General features: G+C 58.0%; 18 protein-coding genes. 4 read left to right on the forward strand and 14 right to left on the reverse strand.

All coding sequences use genetic code 11. From position 1 onward, the window contains the following. Positions 1 to 97: 97 nt before the first annotated feature. Positions 98 to 505 carry a MarR family winged helix-turn-helix transcriptional regulator gene (locus ACOTXI_RS14300; RefSeq protein ID WP_008499596.1) on the forward strand — a complete coding sequence of 136 codons (408 nt, stop codon included), beginning with the start codon at positions 98 to 100 and terminating at the stop codon, positions 503 to 505. On the opposite strand, the gene ACOTXI_RS14305 is transcribed toward ACOTXI_RS14300, so the two are convergent. Beyond that, positions 502 to 1,389: a LysR family transcriptional regulator gene (locus tag ACOTXI_RS14305; RefSeq protein WP_058653986.1), complete on the reverse strand. Its 888-nt coding sequence runs from the start codon at positions 1,387 to 1,389 to the stop codon at positions 502 to 504. The genes ACOTXI_RS14300 and ACOTXI_RS14305 overlap by 4 nt on opposite strands. Before the next feature lie 108 nt (positions 1,390 to 1,497). Here ACOTXI_RS14305 and ACOTXI_RS14310 point away from each other — a divergent pair, with 108 nt between their 5' ends. Together ACOTXI_RS14310 and ACOTXI_RS14315 are read left to right on the forward strand one after the other, a co-directional pair. Beyond that, complete coding sequence (locus tag ACOTXI_RS14310; protein ID WP_058653934.1) at positions 1,498 to 2,700, forward strand: MFS transporter; 1,203 nt, start codon at positions 1,498 to 1,500, stop codon at positions 2,698 to 2,700. Continuing rightward, a complete protein-coding gene (locus ACOTXI_RS14315; protein ID WP_021241912.1) occupies positions 2,697 to 3,077 on the forward strand; it encodes a DUF4440 domain-containing protein in 381 nt (126 codons plus the stop codon). The genes ACOTXI_RS14310 and ACOTXI_RS14315 overlap by 4 nt, the downstream gene beginning before the upstream one ends. Before the next feature lie 52 nt (positions 3,078 to 3,129). Here the strand turns inward: ACOTXI_RS14315 and rpoS are convergent, their stop codons facing one another. Further along, complete coding sequence (gene rpoS / locus ACOTXI_RS14320; protein WP_008499600.1) at positions 3,130 to 4,122, reverse strand: RNA polymerase sigma factor RpoS; 993 nt, start codon at positions 4,120 to 4,122, stop codon at positions 3,130 to 3,132. A 59-nt stretch (positions 4,123 to 4,181) separates the two neighbouring features. Next, positions 4,182 to 5,255 carry a murein hydrolase activator NlpD gene (gene nlpD / locus ACOTXI_RS14325; protein ID WP_240613108.1) on the reverse strand — a complete coding sequence of 358 codons (1,074 nt, stop codon included), beginning with the start codon at positions 5,253 to 5,255 and terminating at the stop codon, positions 4,182 to 4,184. Between nlpD and ACOTXI_RS14330 the strand changes: the two genes are divergently transcribed. After that, entirely contained in the window at positions 5,197 to 5,328 is a 132-nt protein-coding gene (locus tag ACOTXI_RS14330; RefSeq protein ID WP_369751013.1) for a peptidase, read from the forward strand. The genes nlpD and ACOTXI_RS14330 overlap by 59 nt on opposite strands. Positions 5,329 to 5,422: 94 nt before the next feature. On the opposite strand, the gene ACOTXI_RS14335 is transcribed toward ACOTXI_RS14330, so the two are convergent. The 11 genes from ACOTXI_RS14335 to cysG form a co-directional block, all read right to left on the reverse strand. Beyond that, the gene (locus tag ACOTXI_RS14335; protein WP_058653935.1) at positions 5,423 to 6,049 is read right to left on the reverse strand and encodes a protein-L-isoaspartate(D-aspartate) O-methyltransferase; all 627 of its coding nucleotides are present in this window, start codon (positions 6,047 to 6,049) and stop codon (positions 5,423 to 5,425) included. Further along, positions 6,043 to 6,804, reverse strand: a complete 762-nt coding sequence (gene surE / locus ACOTXI_RS14340) for a 5'/3'-nucleotidase SurE (RefSeq protein ID WP_021241911.1) — start codon at positions 6,802 to 6,804, stop codon at positions 6,043 to 6,045. Before surE ends, ACOTXI_RS14335 begins: the two co-directional genes overlap by 7 nt. Further along, complete coding sequence (truD, locus tag ACOTXI_RS14345) at positions 6,785 to 7,834, reverse strand: tRNA pseudouridine(13) synthase TruD (protein ID WP_058653936.1); 1,050 nt, start codon at positions 7,832 to 7,834, stop codon at positions 6,785 to 6,787. Before truD ends, surE begins: the two co-directional genes overlap by 20 nt. After that, entirely contained in the window at positions 7,831 to 8,310 is a 480-nt protein-coding gene (gene ispF, locus ACOTXI_RS14350; protein ID WP_008499607.1) for a 2-C-methyl-D-erythritol 2,4-cyclodiphosphate synthase, read from the reverse strand. The genes truD and ispF overlap by 4 nt, the downstream gene beginning before the upstream one ends. After that, positions 8,310 to 9,020, reverse strand: a complete 711-nt coding sequence (ispD, locus tag ACOTXI_RS14355; RefSeq protein WP_058653937.1) for a 2-C-methyl-D-erythritol 4-phosphate cytidylyltransferase — start codon at positions 9,018 to 9,020, stop codon at positions 8,310 to 8,312. Before ispD ends, ispF begins: the two co-directional genes overlap by 1 nt. 19 nt (positions 9,021 to 9,039) lie before the next feature. Continuing rightward, complete coding sequence (ftsB, locus tag ACOTXI_RS14360; protein ID WP_008499609.1) at positions 9,040 to 9,351, reverse strand: cell division protein FtsB; 312 nt, start codon at positions 9,349 to 9,351, stop codon at positions 9,040 to 9,042. A gap of 166 nt (positions 9,352 to 9,517) precedes the next feature. Then, positions 9,518 to 9,844, reverse strand: a complete 327-nt coding sequence (locus ACOTXI_RS14365) for a DUF3561 family protein (protein ID WP_008499610.1) — start codon at positions 9,842 to 9,844, stop codon at positions 9,518 to 9,520. 58 nt (positions 9,845 to 9,902) lie between these two features. Continuing rightward, the gene (cysC, locus tag ACOTXI_RS14370) at positions 9,903 to 10,508 is read right to left on the reverse strand and encodes an adenylyl-sulfate kinase (RefSeq protein WP_021241908.1); all 606 of its coding nucleotides are present in this window, start codon (positions 10,506 to 10,508) and stop codon (positions 9,903 to 9,905) included. Then, entirely contained in the window at positions 10,508 to 11,932 is a 1,425-nt protein-coding gene (gene cysN, locus ACOTXI_RS14375) for a sulfate adenylyltransferase subunit CysN (RefSeq protein ID WP_058653938.1), read from the reverse strand. Before cysN ends, cysC begins: the two co-directional genes overlap by 1 nt. 9 nt (positions 11,933 to 11,941) lie before the next feature. Further along, positions 11,942 to 12,850 (reverse strand): sulfate adenylyltransferase subunit CysD, encoded by a 909-nt coding sequence (gene cysD, locus ACOTXI_RS14380; protein ID WP_008499613.1) that lies wholly within the window; start codon positions 12,848 to 12,850, stop codon positions 11,942 to 11,944. A gap of 9 nt (positions 12,851 to 12,859) precedes the next feature. Further along, entirely contained in the window at positions 12,860 to 14,209 is a 1,350-nt protein-coding gene (cysG, locus tag ACOTXI_RS14385; protein WP_165614934.1) for a siroheme synthase CysG, read from the reverse strand. Positions 14,210 to 14,393 lie beyond the last annotated feature (184 nt).

Consider the following 14,393-nt stretch of genomic DNA (forward strand, 5'->3'; position numbering starts at 1 on the left):
GTTCGTACACGATCACACAAAATGCTAAAAAATGCCGCATTATCATCCTGGACTTTAGCGGCTATCATAGGGGGTGATTTTTTCTGTCGGAGTGTTCATGGAACTAAGACAAGAGGCGTTCCACCTGTTACGTCAGCTTTTTCAACAGCATACCGCGAAGTGGCAACATGCCCTGCCGGAACTGACCAAGCCGCAGTATGCGGTGATGCGCTCGATTGCCGAGCATCCGGGCATTGAACAGGTGGCATTGACTGAAGTCGCGGTCAGCACGAAAGCGACCCTGGCGGAAATGCTGAGCCGCATGGAGGCGCGCGGGCTGGTCAAACGCGAGCACGACCCTGCGGATAAGCGCCGTCGCTTTGTCTTCCTGACGCCAGAAGGTGAAGCCCTGCTTGCAGACTGTAAGCCGGTAGGCAATGAGGTTGATGAGGCCTTTTTAGGACGCCTTAACAAGGCCGAGCGGGAGCAGTTCTCTGCGCTCATCAAAAAGATGATGCACGATTAACTCACGCTGGTGCGCATAAAATCGATAAAGGTGCGCACTTTTGCGGGCACATGCCGGGCATCAGGATAGACCGCATAGATCCCCTGCCGCGCAAAGGTATACTCCGGTAAAATCGTCACCAGCGTTCCCGCATCAAGCGCTTCACGCACCATCCATTCCGGCAGTAACGCCACCCCACCGCCTGCGAGCGCAAAAGCCATAAGGGCCTGAGCGCTGTCGGCAAACAAACGCGGCGCCTTTTTTATCTCCAGCATGTCAGGCGCACCGCGGGCATCTTTCACCTGCCAGCGCAGCGGCGAGGCTAAGCGCTCGTGGATAATCCAGTCGGCCTGCGCCAGCTGCGCAAGCGATTCGATCGGGTTTCCCGCAAGCCACTCGGGCGTCGCGACGGGGAGAATAGAAAAGTGAGAAATCAGTGCGGCGTGGTTGCGCGAATCAACAAGCGTCCCCAGCCGGATGGCCACGTCAAAGCGCTCCGAGATAAGGTCTGCGTGCAGTGACGACGAAACATGTCGGACGCGAAGATCCGTGTGCTGCTGGCTAAACCTGGCCAGCAGCGGCACCACGACCCGGGCGCCATATTCAGGCGTGGTCGTGATCCGCAGTTCGCCGGTGAGCCCCGCATGGTTCGCGCGGACATCATCCTGCAGCCGTTCGGCCTCCTTCAGAAGCGCCACGCTGCGCTGATGAAAAAGCACGCCCGCCTCGGTTAGCGTCAGGCGGCGGGTGGAGCGCAGCAGCAGCGTAACGCCCAGCTCATCTTCAAGCTGGCGGATATTGAAGCTGACCACGGCTTTTGTCAGGCCCAGCGCATCGGCGGCGGCCGTAAAACTGCCGGTGTCGGCCACCGCGACAAGCATCTGCGTCCGCTGCAGGTTAATCATCATCACGCCCTTTACTGTCAAAATATTTTTGACAGTATATCGCGCTTTGTCAGGTTTATCCGTGCTTCCCGGATCGATACGATACGCCACCTCACCGGAGGATCCACCATGACGTATCGCAGCAAAGTCGCCGTTGTCTATCTGCTGGGCTTTTTTCTTGATTTGATCAACATGTTCATTGCCAGCGTCGCGTTCCCGGCAATGGCTCACGCCTTTAACGCCACGCCTTCGGCCCTTACCTGGGTTAGTAACGGGTACATTGCCGGCCTGACGCTGGCGATCCCGTTCAGCAGCCTGCTCTCGCGCCGCATCGGACAAAAGCGCGTCATCCTGCTTTCGCTTTTTCTGTTCAGTGCCGCCTCCGCTGCGGCGGGCCTGTCTGCAACGCTGGAAAGTCTGATTGCCTGGCGAGTGCTTCAGGGCGTGGGAGGAGGCTTACTGATCCCCGTCGGACAGGCGCTGACCTGGCAACAGTTCAGGCCTCAGGAGCGTGCGAAGCTCTCTTCGGCGGTAATGCTGGTTGCGTTGCTTGCCCCGGCCTGCTCCCCGGCTATTGGCGGCGTGCTGGTGCAGACGCTAGGCTGGCGATGGATCTTTTTCGCCACGCTTCCGGTGGCTATCGTGACCTTCGTTCTGGCCTGCCTGTGGCTTAAACACGAAATGCCTGCGATGAACGCGGCCAGACTGCTAAACCTGACCTTGCTCGCGGACCCGCTTTTGCGTTTTTCCATGCTTGTCTATATCTGCGTTCCTGGCGTATTTATTGGGGTGAACGTCACGGGCATGTTTTATCTTCAGAACGTGGCGAACATGAGTCCCGCCGCTACGGGCATGCTCATGCTGCCGTGGTCTGTGGCATCGTTTATCGCCATCACGGCAACGGGACGTTATTTTAACCGTATCGGCCCCCGCCCCCTGATCGTCATCGGCTGCCTGTTGCAGGCGACGGGCATTCTGCTTTTGATTGACGTCAGTTCGGCTACGCTGTTGCCTGCCGTCGCGTTTGCCCTGATGGGCGCCGGGGGAAGCCTGTGCAGCAGCACGGCTCAGAGCAGCGCGTTTCTGACAACGCGCCGGGACGAGATGCCGGATGCCAGCGCGCTGTGGAATCTCAATCGTCAATTGAGCTTTTTTGCCGGTGCCCTGCTGCTGGCGCAGGTGCTGAACCTGGCGCAGGCGTGGCTGACGCCACACGCCGCCTGGCACGGGATGTTTATTTTTGCCGCAGGCATGACCTTGCTGCCTGTACCGTACGTTTTTCGTCTTAACAATACGCAGGTGCTAAACCCGCTGCGACAGGAGAATTCATGACGCCTTTCGAACACGACATTATCGACCTCCACATTGCGCTTGAAGCATGGTTAGGCAAAGGTGAAGGCGAGGCCGACGCGCTGCTCGCCCGTTTCCAGCGCGATTTTCTGATGATCCCGCCGGGCGGTGTACAGGTCGACTATAACGGCCTGGCCAGTTTTCTGGAAAAACAGCGCGGAAGCCGTCCCGGGCTGAAAATCGTCATTGACGAATTAACCACGATCCAGAGCGGCGAACGGGGTGCAGTGCTTCACTACCGGGAGACGCAAACCCGGCCAGACCTGCCCGTTAACGTGCGCTGGTCAACCGCGGTGCTTAATCAGGAAGGTGACAAAATAACCTGGCGTCTGCTGCACGAGACGGCGACGCAGCCGTAACACAAAAGAAAAAGGCCCGTCTCACGACGGGCCTTTTTTGACGAAAGGTTGCTTATTCGCGGAACAGCGCTTCGATATTCAGACCTTGCCCCTGCAGGATTTCACGCAGGCGACGCAGACCTTCAACCTGAATCTGACGAACACGTTCACGGGTCAGGCCAATTTCGCGGCCGACGTCTTCCAGTGTCGCAGCTTCATACCCCAGTAAACCGAAACGACGTGCCAGCACTTCACGCTGTTTGGCGTTCAATTCGAACAGCCATTTGACGATGCTCTGTTTCATGTCATCGTCCTGCGTGGTGTCTTCCGGACCGTTATCTTTTTCATCGGCCAGGATGTCCAGCAGCGCTTTTTCGGAGTCGCCACCCAGCGGGGTGTCAACGGAGGTAATGCGCTCGTTGAGACGCAGCATACGGCTTACGTCATCAACCGGTTTATCGAGTTGTTCGGCAATTTCTTCTGCGCTTGGCTCGTGGTCCAGCTTATGGGACAACTCGCGCGCGGTACGCAGATACACGTTCAACTCTTTGACGATGTGAATCGGCAGGCGAATCGTACGGGTCTGGTTCATAATAGCCCGTTCGATGGTCTGACGAATCCACCAGGTCGCGTAGGTTGAGAAACGGAACCCGCGTTCCGGGTCAAACTTCTCAACTGCGCGGATGAGACCTAAGTTGCCCTCTTCAATCAGATCCAGCAGAGCCAGACCACGATTGCCGTAACGGCGGGCAATTTTCACGACCAGTCGCAGGTTACTTTCAATCATGCGACGACGCGAGGCCACATCACCACGCAAAGCACGACGTGCGAAATAGACTTCTTCTTCGGCCGTTAGCAGTGGGGAGTAACCAATCTCCCCAAGGTAAAGCTGAGTCGCGTCCAGTACACGCTGTGTGGCGCCCTGCGATAACAGCTCTTCTTCAGCCAAATCGTTATCACTGGGTTCCTCTTCTACTAAGGCTTTTTCGTCAAAAGCCTCTACTCCGTTCTCATCAAATTCCGCGTCTTCATTTAAATCATGAACTTTCAGCGTATTCTGACTCATAAGGTGGCTCCTACCCGTGATCCCTGAACGAGACACCCTGGCTGGCATGCCCCGTCAAATTATCGCTGCGGCAAGTACTGCAGCGGGTTTACGGATTTCCCCTTGTAACGAATTTCAAAATGCAAGCGTGTAGAACTGGTTCCGGTGCTACCCATGGTAGCGATTTTTTGCCCCGCCTTAACTTCTTGTTGTTCCCGGACCAGCATTGTGTCGTTATGGGCGTAGGCACTCAGGTAATCATCGTTGTGTTTGATGATGATAAGATTACCGTAACCGCGCAGAGCGTTACCGGCATACACAACGCGTCCATCTGCGGTCGCGATGATAGCCTGTCCTTTACTCCCTGCGATATCGATCCCTTTATTTCCCCCTTCGGAGGAAGAGAAGTTCTCGATAACCTTGCCGTCAGTCGGCCAGCGCCATGCAGAAATCGGCGAACTGGAGGTCATACTGCTGGCAGTCGGTTCAGTAGAGCTAACCACAGGTGCCGTAACCGGTGCTGTGACAGCAGTCGCAGTCCCTTTATTATTCGGCAACATTTTGTTAGCAGTCTGATCACCTGAATCCTCAGAATACGTAATTACAGGTTGTGAAGCAACCACCGTGGTGGATTTTTGTGCAGGCTTAACGCTGTTGTTTTGAGCCGTCACATCGGCCGCTGAAACCGTGTTGCCAGGCGTAAGCGGCGTACCCGTCGCGTTGCCCACCTGGAGCGTTTGCCCGACTTCCAGACCATATGGGGCCTGGACGTTGTTGCGCTGCGCGAGGTCACGGAAATCGTTCCCGGTAATCCACGCAATGTAGAACAGCGTATCACCGCGTTTCACGGTATAGGTGCTGCCACCGGTGTAGCTGCCTTTCGGAATGTTCCCATACTGGCGGTTATAGACTATGCGGCCATTTTGGGTCTGGACAGGCTGTTCAACTGGCTGAACCTGCATTGGCTGTGTAACAGGATGTTGCACAGGCTGGATTTGTGGTGTTTGCTGCGGCGCAGCTGTTCCCATTTTAGGTGGCGGCGTGATTAACATTCCGCTGGACGTGTTACCGGAGCCGCTGTTTCCGCCGACGGAACTGACGGGCGCAGGCGCGTTGTTAGAACTTGTACAGCCTGCCAGCCAGAGCGAAACCAGTGATAATGCCGCAACACGGCTGATGGTGAATTTAGGGCTTCCCGCGCTCATTTATCCCCCAGGAATGTGTTAACTACCAGTGACTTAAAATTTACCGTGATGGCACGAATCTTTCGCGCCACACCATACGCTGAATTTGCCTTAATAACCCTGGATAATTCCGAGTCTCAGGCCAACTCCCCCTTCACCAGAGGCACAAAGCGCACGGCTTCCACGGTGTCGATAATAAACTCGCCGCCGCGCCGACGAACGCGCTTCAACAGCTGCTGCTCGTCCCCGACAGGCAGAACCAGAATGCCCCCCTCATCCAGCTGCGACAACAGGGCTGCTGGAATTTCTGGCGGGGCCGCCGTCACGATGATCGCGTCAAACGGGGCACGAGCCTTCCAACCCTGCCATCCATCAGCGTGTCGTGTCGAAACATTATGTAAATCAAGTTGTTTCAGGCGACGACGCGCCTGCCACTGTAAACCTTTGATCCGCTCCACGGAGCATACGTGATGAACGAGATGCGCCAGGATCGCGGTCTGATACCCCGACCCGGTGCCAATCTCCAGCACGCGAGAGTCGGGCGTCAGCTCCAGCAGCTCCGTCATGCGAGCCACCATGTAAGGCTGCGAAATCGTCTGGCCCTGCCCGATGGGCAGCGCCACGTTTTCCCACGCTTTGTGTTCAAACGCCTCGTCTACAAATTTCTCACGCGGAACCAGGGCGAGCGCTTCGAGCACGTGCTCGTCGCGGATCCCCTGCGCGCGTAGTTGTTCCAGAAGAGTTTGTACACGTTTGTTTACCATTGCGCGTTCACTCCTGCGCGATCCAGCCAGCCCGACACCACATCATGCGCGCTATACGCGGTTAAATCTACGTGCAGCGGGGTAACCGAAACATAGCCTTCCTCCACGGCGGCAAAGTCGGTATCCGGACCCGCATCGCACTTATCGCCGGGAGGGCCGATCCAGTAAAGCGTGTTGCCGCGCGGATCCTGCTGCGGGATCACCTGATCGGCAGGATGTCGACTCCCGCAACGGGTGACACGGATGCCTTTAATTTCATCGAGAGGAAGATCCGGCACGTTGATGTTGAGGATGCGTCCGGTACGCAACGGCTCGCGGCCGAGCGCCCGCAGGATCGAACAGGTCACCGCGGCGGCGGTGTCGTAGTGCGTGTAGCCGTTCAACGAGACCGCCAGCGCCGGGAATCCCAGATGGCGGCCTTCCATTGCGGCCGCCACGGTGCCGGAGTAAATCACGTCATCGCCGAGGTTAGGCCCGGCGTTAATGCCGGAGACGACGATATCCGGACGCGGCCGCATCAGCGCGTTCACGCCCAGAAAAACACAGTCGGTTGGCGTGCCCATCTGTACGGCAATATCGCCATTTTCAAAGGTAAAGGTGCGAAGCGACGACTCCAGCGTCAGCGAGTTAGACGCTCCACTGCGGTTACGATCGGGTGCCACGACCTGCACATCCGCAAATTCACGGAGGTGTTTCGCCAGGGTCTGAATGCCTGGCGCGTGGATCCCGTCATCGTTACTCAGCAATATTCGCATAATCACCCGAGGTGTTGATAAGTTCCCTGACAACACTGGTGGCAAAGCTGCCTGCCGGCAGCCAGAAGCGTAACTCGACGGTCACGTCATCCCACCAGTTCCAGCTTAACTGCTGCGGATAGAGCAGCATCGCGCGGCGTGCCGCGTCGACTTTTTCCCGCACCAGCAAGGACTGCAATTCTGGCGCATCCGCCACGGCTGACTGCTCGGCGGCCAGGGCCTCCCCCTGGGTTCCCCAGTCGCCCGTACCGGGCAACGCGGCGGTGACCAGCAGCCCTTTTGCGTCCACGCGCGACTGGACATCGGCCATCTCTTCGGCCGTTGCCACAAACCAGCTTCCGCGTCCCGCTAATTGTAGCGCATCGCCAACAACAACTTGATTCGCGTCTGGTTTTTTCAGCCTTTCGCTCACAATCTGATTAAACAACGCACTGCGGGCCGCCGACAACCAAAAACTGCGTTTATTCCTGTCACGCACCGGCGCGTCGCTTTGCGCCCAGCGCAGTGCGCCCTGCAGGTTGCTGCCGCCGATGCCAAAGCGCTGCGCGCCAAAGTAGTTCGGTACGCCGCGGTCGCTGATGGCATTCAGGCGTTTTTCAACGTCTTCACGGTCAGTCACTTCGCGCAGCACCAGCGTAAACGCGTTGCCTTTTAACGCGCCCAGACGCAGTTTGCGCTTGTGGCGGGCATATTCCAGTACCTTACAGCCCTCAAGCTCAAATTTGCTTAAATCAGGCATCGCATTGCCGGGAACGCGCGCGCAGAGCCACTGTTCCGTGACGGCGTGTTTATCTTTCTGCCCGGCAAAGCTCACCTCGCGGGCATGAATTTTGAGGAATTTTGCCAGCGCGTCGGCCACAAAGCGGGTATTGCAGCCATTTTTCAGAATACGCACCAGGATATGTTCGCCTTCGCCATCCGGCTCAAAGCCCAGATCCTCCACCACGAGGAAATCTTCAGGGCTGGCTTTCAGCACCCCGTTCCCCTGCGGCTTACCGTGCAGGTATGTCAGGTTGTCAAAGTCTGTCATTTGCTCGCCTTCACCAGCAGCGCCACGGCTTCACAGGCAATGCCTTCGCCGCGACCGGTAAAGCCCAGCTTCTCGGTCGTCGTCGCTTTGACGTTCACGTCGTCCATATGGCAGCCCAGATCTTCAGCAATAAATACGCGCATCTGCGGAATGTGCGGCAGCATTTTTGGGGCCTGGGCGATAATCGTCACGTCGACGTTGCCAAGGGTATAGCCTTTCGCCTGGATGCGGCGCCACGCTTCGCGCAGCAGTTCACGGCTGTCCGCCCCTTTAAACGCCGGGTCGGTGTCCGGGAACAGCTTGCCGATATCACCCAGTGCGGCCGCGCCCAGCAGCGCGTCGGTCAGCGCATGCAGCGCCACGTCGCCATCAGAATGCGCCAGCAGCCCTTTTTCATAAGGAATGCGCACGCCGCCAATGATAATTGGGCCTTCGCCGCCAAAGGCGTGTACATCAAAACCGTGTCCAATTCGCATTATGCCTTCTCCTGATGGGTCAAACGGGTAAGATAAAATTCCGCGAGCTGTAAATCTTCCGGACGCGTCACTTTAATATTATCAGCACGTCCTTCAACAAGCTCAGGGTGGAAACCGCAGTACTCCAGCGCAGAGGCTTCGTCCGTGATGGTCGCACCTTCGTTAAGCGCGCGCGTCAAGGAGTCGTGGAGCAGTTCGCGGGGGAAAAATTGCGGCGTCAGCGCGTGCCAGAGATCGACGCGATCGACGGTGTGGGCGATAGCCCGTTTGCCCGGCTCGGCACGCTTCATGGTGTCGCGCACTGGAGCGGCCAGAATGCCGCCCACTTTGCTGGTTTCGCTCAATGCCAGCAGGCGAGCGAGATCGTCCTGATGCAGGCACGGACGTGCCGCGTCATGGACCAGCACCCACGGCGCGTTACCGGCCGCCTGAATGCCTGCCAGCACGGAATCGGCGCGCTCGGCACCGCCATCGACAACGGTAATCTGTGGATGATTTGCCAGCGGGAGCTGCGCGAAGCGCGCATCGCCCGGGCTGATAGCGATGATCGCCCGCGTCACCCGCGGGTGCGCCAGCAGCGAAGCCACGGCGTGCTCGAGGATCGTTTTATCGCCAATAGAGAGGTATTGCTTGGGACATTCTGTCTGCATGCGCCGGCCAAAACCTGCGGCCGGCACCACGGCGCATACGTCCGAAAAAGTTACTGCCATGTCGTAATCCTGGGCCTGATTATCGATTGTTTTGTGCTGAGCCCTGATTGCGTTTAGACGCATCCGGAACCAGACGATAAAAGGTTTCGCCCGGCTTAGTCATACTGAGTTCATTGCGTGCGCGTTCCTCAATCGCCTCTTGCCCGCCATTGAGGTCATCAATTTCAGCGAAGAGTTGATCGTTTCGCGCCTTAAGTTTGGCGTTTGTTGCCTGCTGAGCCGCGACGTCATCGCTCACCCGGCTATAGTCGTGCAGTCCGTTCTTACCGAACCACAGCGAATATTGCAGCCAGATTAGCAAAGCCAGCAACAGCAGCGTTAGTTTACCCATCCTGCCCCCTGAAAAACGGCATCATCATCCCAAGACTTCCCCAGAGCACTACGCCGGGGTAACAGAGATGCCGCAACATCGCGGGCAAATGTACCACATTTTTTCCGCAGAATCGTCCTGCTCAATATCGTTACACAGTTGGTTACGGTTTGAATTATGGCTGAAGTTAGCCCATGAGCCACAAAAATAACAGACCAAACATCAGCACCACCGTCACAATCGTGACCACGGTACTGTAGAGCAGCTTGCCATTGAGCAGCGAGTGCAGCGCAATGCCGACGACAACCGCCACAGGCATCAGCGCCAGAAAGAAAGGCCAGGTGTAGAGAAAGAAGAACAGCGTGTTTCCGCCGTAGATAAGAAACGGGATACCCAGCGCCAGCAACCATGAGACGAAGCCAATGATGGCCCCAGGAAATGACCAGGTCGTTTCGTCGTCGGTCGCAAGCGGCTCCGACCCGGTAGTGGTAATGTAATGTTCACTGTTGCGCATAGCTAGTCCTGTGACCGTGACTCATCGTTCGGGAAGACAGCTCCCGAACGATACCGTCTCAGGATCTGATAATATCGTCCCGTCTGAGCAGGTCTAATAATTGGCTTACTAAATTTGTTACCAATTGTTGACCCTCCAGGTGAATTTCAGGCGATTCAGGCGCTTCGTATACCGCGTCAATGCCGGTGAAGTTGCGCAGCTCCCCGGCACGCGCTTTTTTGTACAGCCCTTTCGGGTCGCGCGCTTCGCAAACCTCCAGCGGCGTATCCACAAACACTTCAATAAAGCGATCCTGACCGACGCGTTCGCGCACCATCTGGCGCTCGGCGCGGTGCGGAGAGATAAACGCGGTCAGCACCACCAGCCCGGCATCGGCCATCAGGCTGGCGACTTCCCCGACCCGGCGGATGTTCTCTTTGCGGTCGTCGTCGCTGAACCCTAAATCGCTGCACAGGCCATGGCGCACGTTGTCGCCATCCAGCAGGTACGTGCTTACGCCCTGCTGATGCAATGCCTCTTCCAGCGCGCCCGCCACCGTCGATTTACCCGAGCCGGACAGCCCGGTAAACCACAGCACAACCCCACGGTGACCGTGGAGCTGTTCGCGCTGGGCGACGGTGACCGGATGAGGATGCCAGACGACGTTCTCATCATGGGCGGCCATTACTTGCCTCCCAGCAGATCGCGCGCGCCCCAGTGCGGGAAGTGTTTACGCACCAGCGTGTTCAATTCCAGCTCAAAGGCGCTGAATTCAGAGGCCACGGCAGCCTGTTTAATCGGTTCGCGTACCATACCGGCCCCGACGGTAACGTTGGTCAGCCTGTCGATAAAGATAAGCCCGCCCGTCACCGGGTTCTGCTGATACGGATCCAGCACCAGCGGTTCGTCGAAGGTCAGATCGACCAGACCAATACCGTTCAGCGGCAGCTCGGTAACCTCGCGCTGGGTCAGATTGTTGATGTCCACCTGGAACTGAATACCGTCCACGCGGGCGCGGGTCTTCTTGCCGGCAATTTTGATGTCGTAGCTCTGGCCCGGCGTCAGCGGTTGCTCCGCCATCCACACCACATCCACGGAAGCCCCCTGTACGGCGGCCAGGGTTTCCCGGGCATCCACCAGAAGATCGCCCCGGCTGATATCAATCTCGTCTTTCAGCACCAGCGTAACCGCTTCACCGGCGCCTGCGTCCTGCAGGTCACCGTCGAAGGTGACGATGCGTGCGATGGTCGATTCCACGCCGGATGGCAGCACCTTGACGCGCTGACCGACCTTCACAGAGCCTGACGCAAGGGTGCCGGAGAAACCGCGGAAGTCGAGGTTAGGACGGTTCACGTACTGCACCGGGAAGCGCATCGGCTGGGTGTCGACCACGCGCTGGATTTCAACCGTTTCCAGCACTTCCAGCAGCGTCGGGCCGCTGTACCACGGCATGTTCGCGCTCTGGGAGGCGACGTTATCCCCTTCCAGCGCCGAGAGCGGCACAAAGCGGATATCCAGGTTGCCCGGCAGCTGTTCGGCAAAGGTCAGGTAGCTCTGGCGGATCTCCTCGAACTTCTCTTCGCTGAAGTTCACCAGATCCATCTTGTTGACCGCCACCACCAGGTGTTTGATCCCCAGCAGCGTGGAGATAAAGCTGTGGCGACGGGTCTGATCCAGCACGCCTTTACGGGCGTCGATCAGCAGGATCGCCAGGTCACAGGTCGATGCGCCGGTCGCCATGTTACGGGTGTACTGCTCGTGCCCCGGGGTGTCGGCAATAATAAATTTGCGCTTCTCGGTAGAGAAATAGCGGTAGGCCACGTCAATCGTGATGCCCTGCTCGCGCTCCGCCTGCAGGCCGTCAACCAGCAGCGCCAGATCCAGCTTTTCGCCCTGGGTACCGTGACGCTTACTGTCGTTATGCAGGGAGGAGAGCTGATCTTCATAAATCTGGCGCGTATCGTGCAGCAGGCGGCCAATCAGGGTACTTTTCCCGTCATCCACGCTGCCGCAGGTCAGAAAACGCAGCAGGCTTTTGTGTTGTTGCGCGTGCAGATACGCTTCCACGCCGCCTTCGTTGGCAATTTGTTGAGCAATAGTGGTATTCATGGCGGCTCCTTAGAAATAACCCTGACGTTTCTTCAGCTCCATGGAGCCTGCCTGGTCGCGGTCAATCACGCGCCCCTGTCGCTCGCTGGTGGTCGACACCAGCATCTCTTCGATGATCTCCGGCAGCGTCTGGGCGTTGGATTCCACCGCGCCGGTCAGCGGCCAGCAGCCGAGGGTGCGGAAACGCACCATCTGTTTTTTGATCACTTCACCCGGCTGCAGGTCGATGCGATCGTCGTCGATCATCATCAGCATGCCGTCACGCTCCAGCACCGGACGCTCGGCGGCCAGATACAGCGGAACGATCTCGATGTTTTCCAGATAGATGTACTGCCAGATATCCAGCTCGGTCCAGTTGGAGAGCGGGAAGACGCGGATGCTTTCGCCCTTGTTAATCTGGCCGTTGTAGTTGTGCCACAGCTCCGGACGCTGGTTTTTGGGGTCCCAGCGGTGGAAGCGATCGCGGAAGGAGTAGATACGCTCTTTGGCGCGGGATTTCTCTTCGTCACGGCGCGCGCCGCCGAAGGCCGCGTCAAAACCGTATTTATTCAGCGCCTGCTTCAGCCCTTCGGTCTTCATGATATCGGTGTGTTTGGCGCTGCCGTGCACGAACGGGTTAATGCCCATCGCCACCCCTTCCGGGTTTTTATGCACCAGCAGCTCGCAGCCGTAGGCTTTCGCGGTACGATCGCGGAACTCGTACATCTCGCGGAATTTCCAGCCGGTGTCCACGTGCAGCAGCGGGAACGGCAGCGTGCCCGGATAAAACGCTTTACGCGCCAGATGCAGCATGACGCTGGAATCTTTGCCGATGGAGTACATCATCACCGGGTTAGAAAACTCGGCGGCCACTTCGCGGATAATATGGATACTTTCCGCTTCGAGCTGCCGCAGGTGTGTAAGACGTTTTTGGTCCATAACCGTTCCTTAAGCCAAATTTACAACAGAAGAACCAAAGCCTTCTGTATCGGTTGTGTGCTGAAACCAGGCGAGCGTACTGTGCAGCTGCACCACTTCCCCCACCACGATCAGGGCAGGCATCGGGGCATCTTTCGCCAGGGTTGCAAGGTCTTGAAGTGTGCCGACAGCAACATGCTGATCGACGCGCGTGCCGCGAGAAATGACGGCGACGGGGGTCGTCGCCTCGCGACCGTGCTGAATAAGCTGTTCGCTGATGTCCGCCGCCTTCATCGTGCCCATGTATATCGCCAGCGTCTGGCGGCTCTGGGCGAGATGCGACCAGTCGAACGGCGTGCTGTCCGCCTTGTAGTGGCCGGTCACAAAGGTGACGCTCTGGGCGTAATCGCGGTGGGTCAACGGGATACCGGCGTAGGCCGTTACCGCAGAAGCCGCCGTGATGCCGGGCACCACCTGGAACGGAACGCCCGCTTCGGCTGCCGCCTGCAGCTCTTCGCCGCCGCGACCGAAAATGAACGGATCGCCCCCCTTCAGGCGCACCACGGTTTTGCCCGCTTTCGCGGCGTCAATTAGCATCTGGTTGGTGTCGTGCTGCGGCACCGAGTGTTCGCCCGCCCGTTTGCCGACGCAGATTTGCTCCGCGTCGCGACGGATCAGCTCGCGCACGCCGTCGGTGACCAGGTGGTCGTAGAACACCACGTCCGCATCCTGCAGCACCTGCAGGCCGCGCAGCGTCAGGAGCCCGGCATCGCCCGGCCCCGCGCCCACCAGAATGATCTCCCCGCCCGTACTGCCGGGGTTATCCAGTTCGTCCTCGAGGATTTTCTGCGCCGCTGTCTCATTACCGGCATGCATCAGGCTGGCAAAGCGGCCGCGAAACACGCGCTCCCAGAAGCGACGGCGTTCCGTCACGCTGGTCAGGCGGGTTTTCAGATGGTTGCGCCAGTAGCTGGCTTTCTCCGCCATGCGCCCGAGGCTGGTCGGCAGCAGCGCTTCGATTTTTTCCCGCAGCACGCGCGCCAGCACCGGTGCGGTACCGCCGGAGGAGATCGCCACCAGCAGCGGCGAGCGGTCAACGATCGACGGGAAAATAAACGAGCATAAAGGCTGGTCGTCCACCACGTTCACCAGGCGGTAACGGGCCTGAGCGGCGTCGGAGATCCGCTGGTTCAGTTCACGATCGTCGGTCGCCGCAATTACCAGCACGACGCTGTCGATTTGTGACTCGTCGAAATCCGTCTCTTCAACGACCTGCACCTGGGCCCCTGCGCGCTGCAGAAACGCGATTTTACGATCGGCGATTTCACCCGTGCCAACCACCAGCACCGGTTTCTCTTTAATCGCAGCAAATAAGGGCAGATAGTCCACAGGCAACAACTCACTAACAACGAGGAATAGAGGGACTATAGGGGGCGGCTTAGACCGAATGAAATTACGAATTGGAATGAGTAGTTACTCAATGGAATAACGCTGTGAAAAAGCTAATACCAAAAAGTGCTTAACGCGCGACATTTCGGGCATTTAAGAACGATTCAAATTGTGT

The organism is Enterobacter cloacae complex sp. BZL2005 (assembly GCF_049238885.1).
Taxonomy (GTDB): domain Bacteria; phylum Pseudomonadota; class Gammaproteobacteria; order Enterobacterales; family Enterobacteriaceae; genus Enterobacter; species Enterobacter roggenkampii.

Coding starts and splice junctions, on each gene's coding strand:
- truD (WP_058653936.1), bottom strand. CDS start 7,834: ATGACAGACTTTGACAACCTGACATACCTGCACGGTAAGCCGCAGGGG.
- ACOTXI_RS14365 (WP_008499610.1), bottom strand. CDS start 9,844: ATGCGCAACAGTGAACATTACATTACCACTACCGGGTCGGAGCCGCTT.
- ACOTXI_RS14310 (WP_058653934.1), top strand. CDS start 1,498: ATGACGTATCGCAGCAAAGTCGCCGTTGTCTATCTGCTGGGCTTTTTT.
- rpoS (WP_008499600.1), bottom strand. CDS start 4,122: ATGAGTCAGAATACGCTGAAAGTTCATGATTTAAATGAAGACGCGGAA.
- ispF (WP_008499607.1), bottom strand. CDS start 8,310: ATGCGAATTGGACACGGTTTTGATGTACACGCCTTTGGCGGCGAAGGC.
- ACOTXI_RS14305 (WP_058653986.1), bottom strand. CDS start 1,389: ATGATTAACCTGCAGCGGACGCAGATGCTTGTCGCGGTGGCCGACACC.
- ftsB (WP_008499609.1), bottom strand. CDS start 9,351: ATGGGTAAACTAACGCTGCTGTTGCTGGCTTTGCTAATCTGGCTGCAA.
- cysN (WP_058653938.1), bottom strand. CDS start 11,932: ATGAATACCACTATTGCTCAACAAATTGCCAACGAAGGCGGCGTGGAA.
- ACOTXI_RS14315 (WP_021241912.1), top strand. CDS start 2,697: ATGACGCCTTTCGAACACGACATTATCGACCTCCACATTGCGCTTGAA.
- ispD (WP_058653937.1), bottom strand. CDS start 9,020: ATGGCAGTAACTTTTTCGGACGTATGCGCCGTGGTGCCGGCCGCAGGT.
- cysD (WP_008499613.1), bottom strand. CDS start 12,850: ATGGACCAAAAACGTCTTACACACCTGCGGCAGCTCGAAGCGGAAAGT.
- ACOTXI_RS14335 (WP_058653935.1), bottom strand. CDS start 6,049: ATGGTAAACAAACGTGTACAAACTCTTCTGGAACAACTACGCGCGCAG.
- cysC (WP_021241908.1), bottom strand. CDS start 10,508: ATGGCCGCCCATGATGAGAACGTCGTCTGGCATCCTCATCCGGTCACC.
- ACOTXI_RS14300 (WP_008499596.1), top strand. CDS start 98: ATGGAACTAAGACAAGAGGCGTTCCACCTGTTACGTCAGCTTTTTCAA.
- surE (WP_021241911.1), bottom strand. CDS start 6,804: ATGCGAATATTGCTGAGTAACGATGACGGGATCCACGCGCCAGGCATT.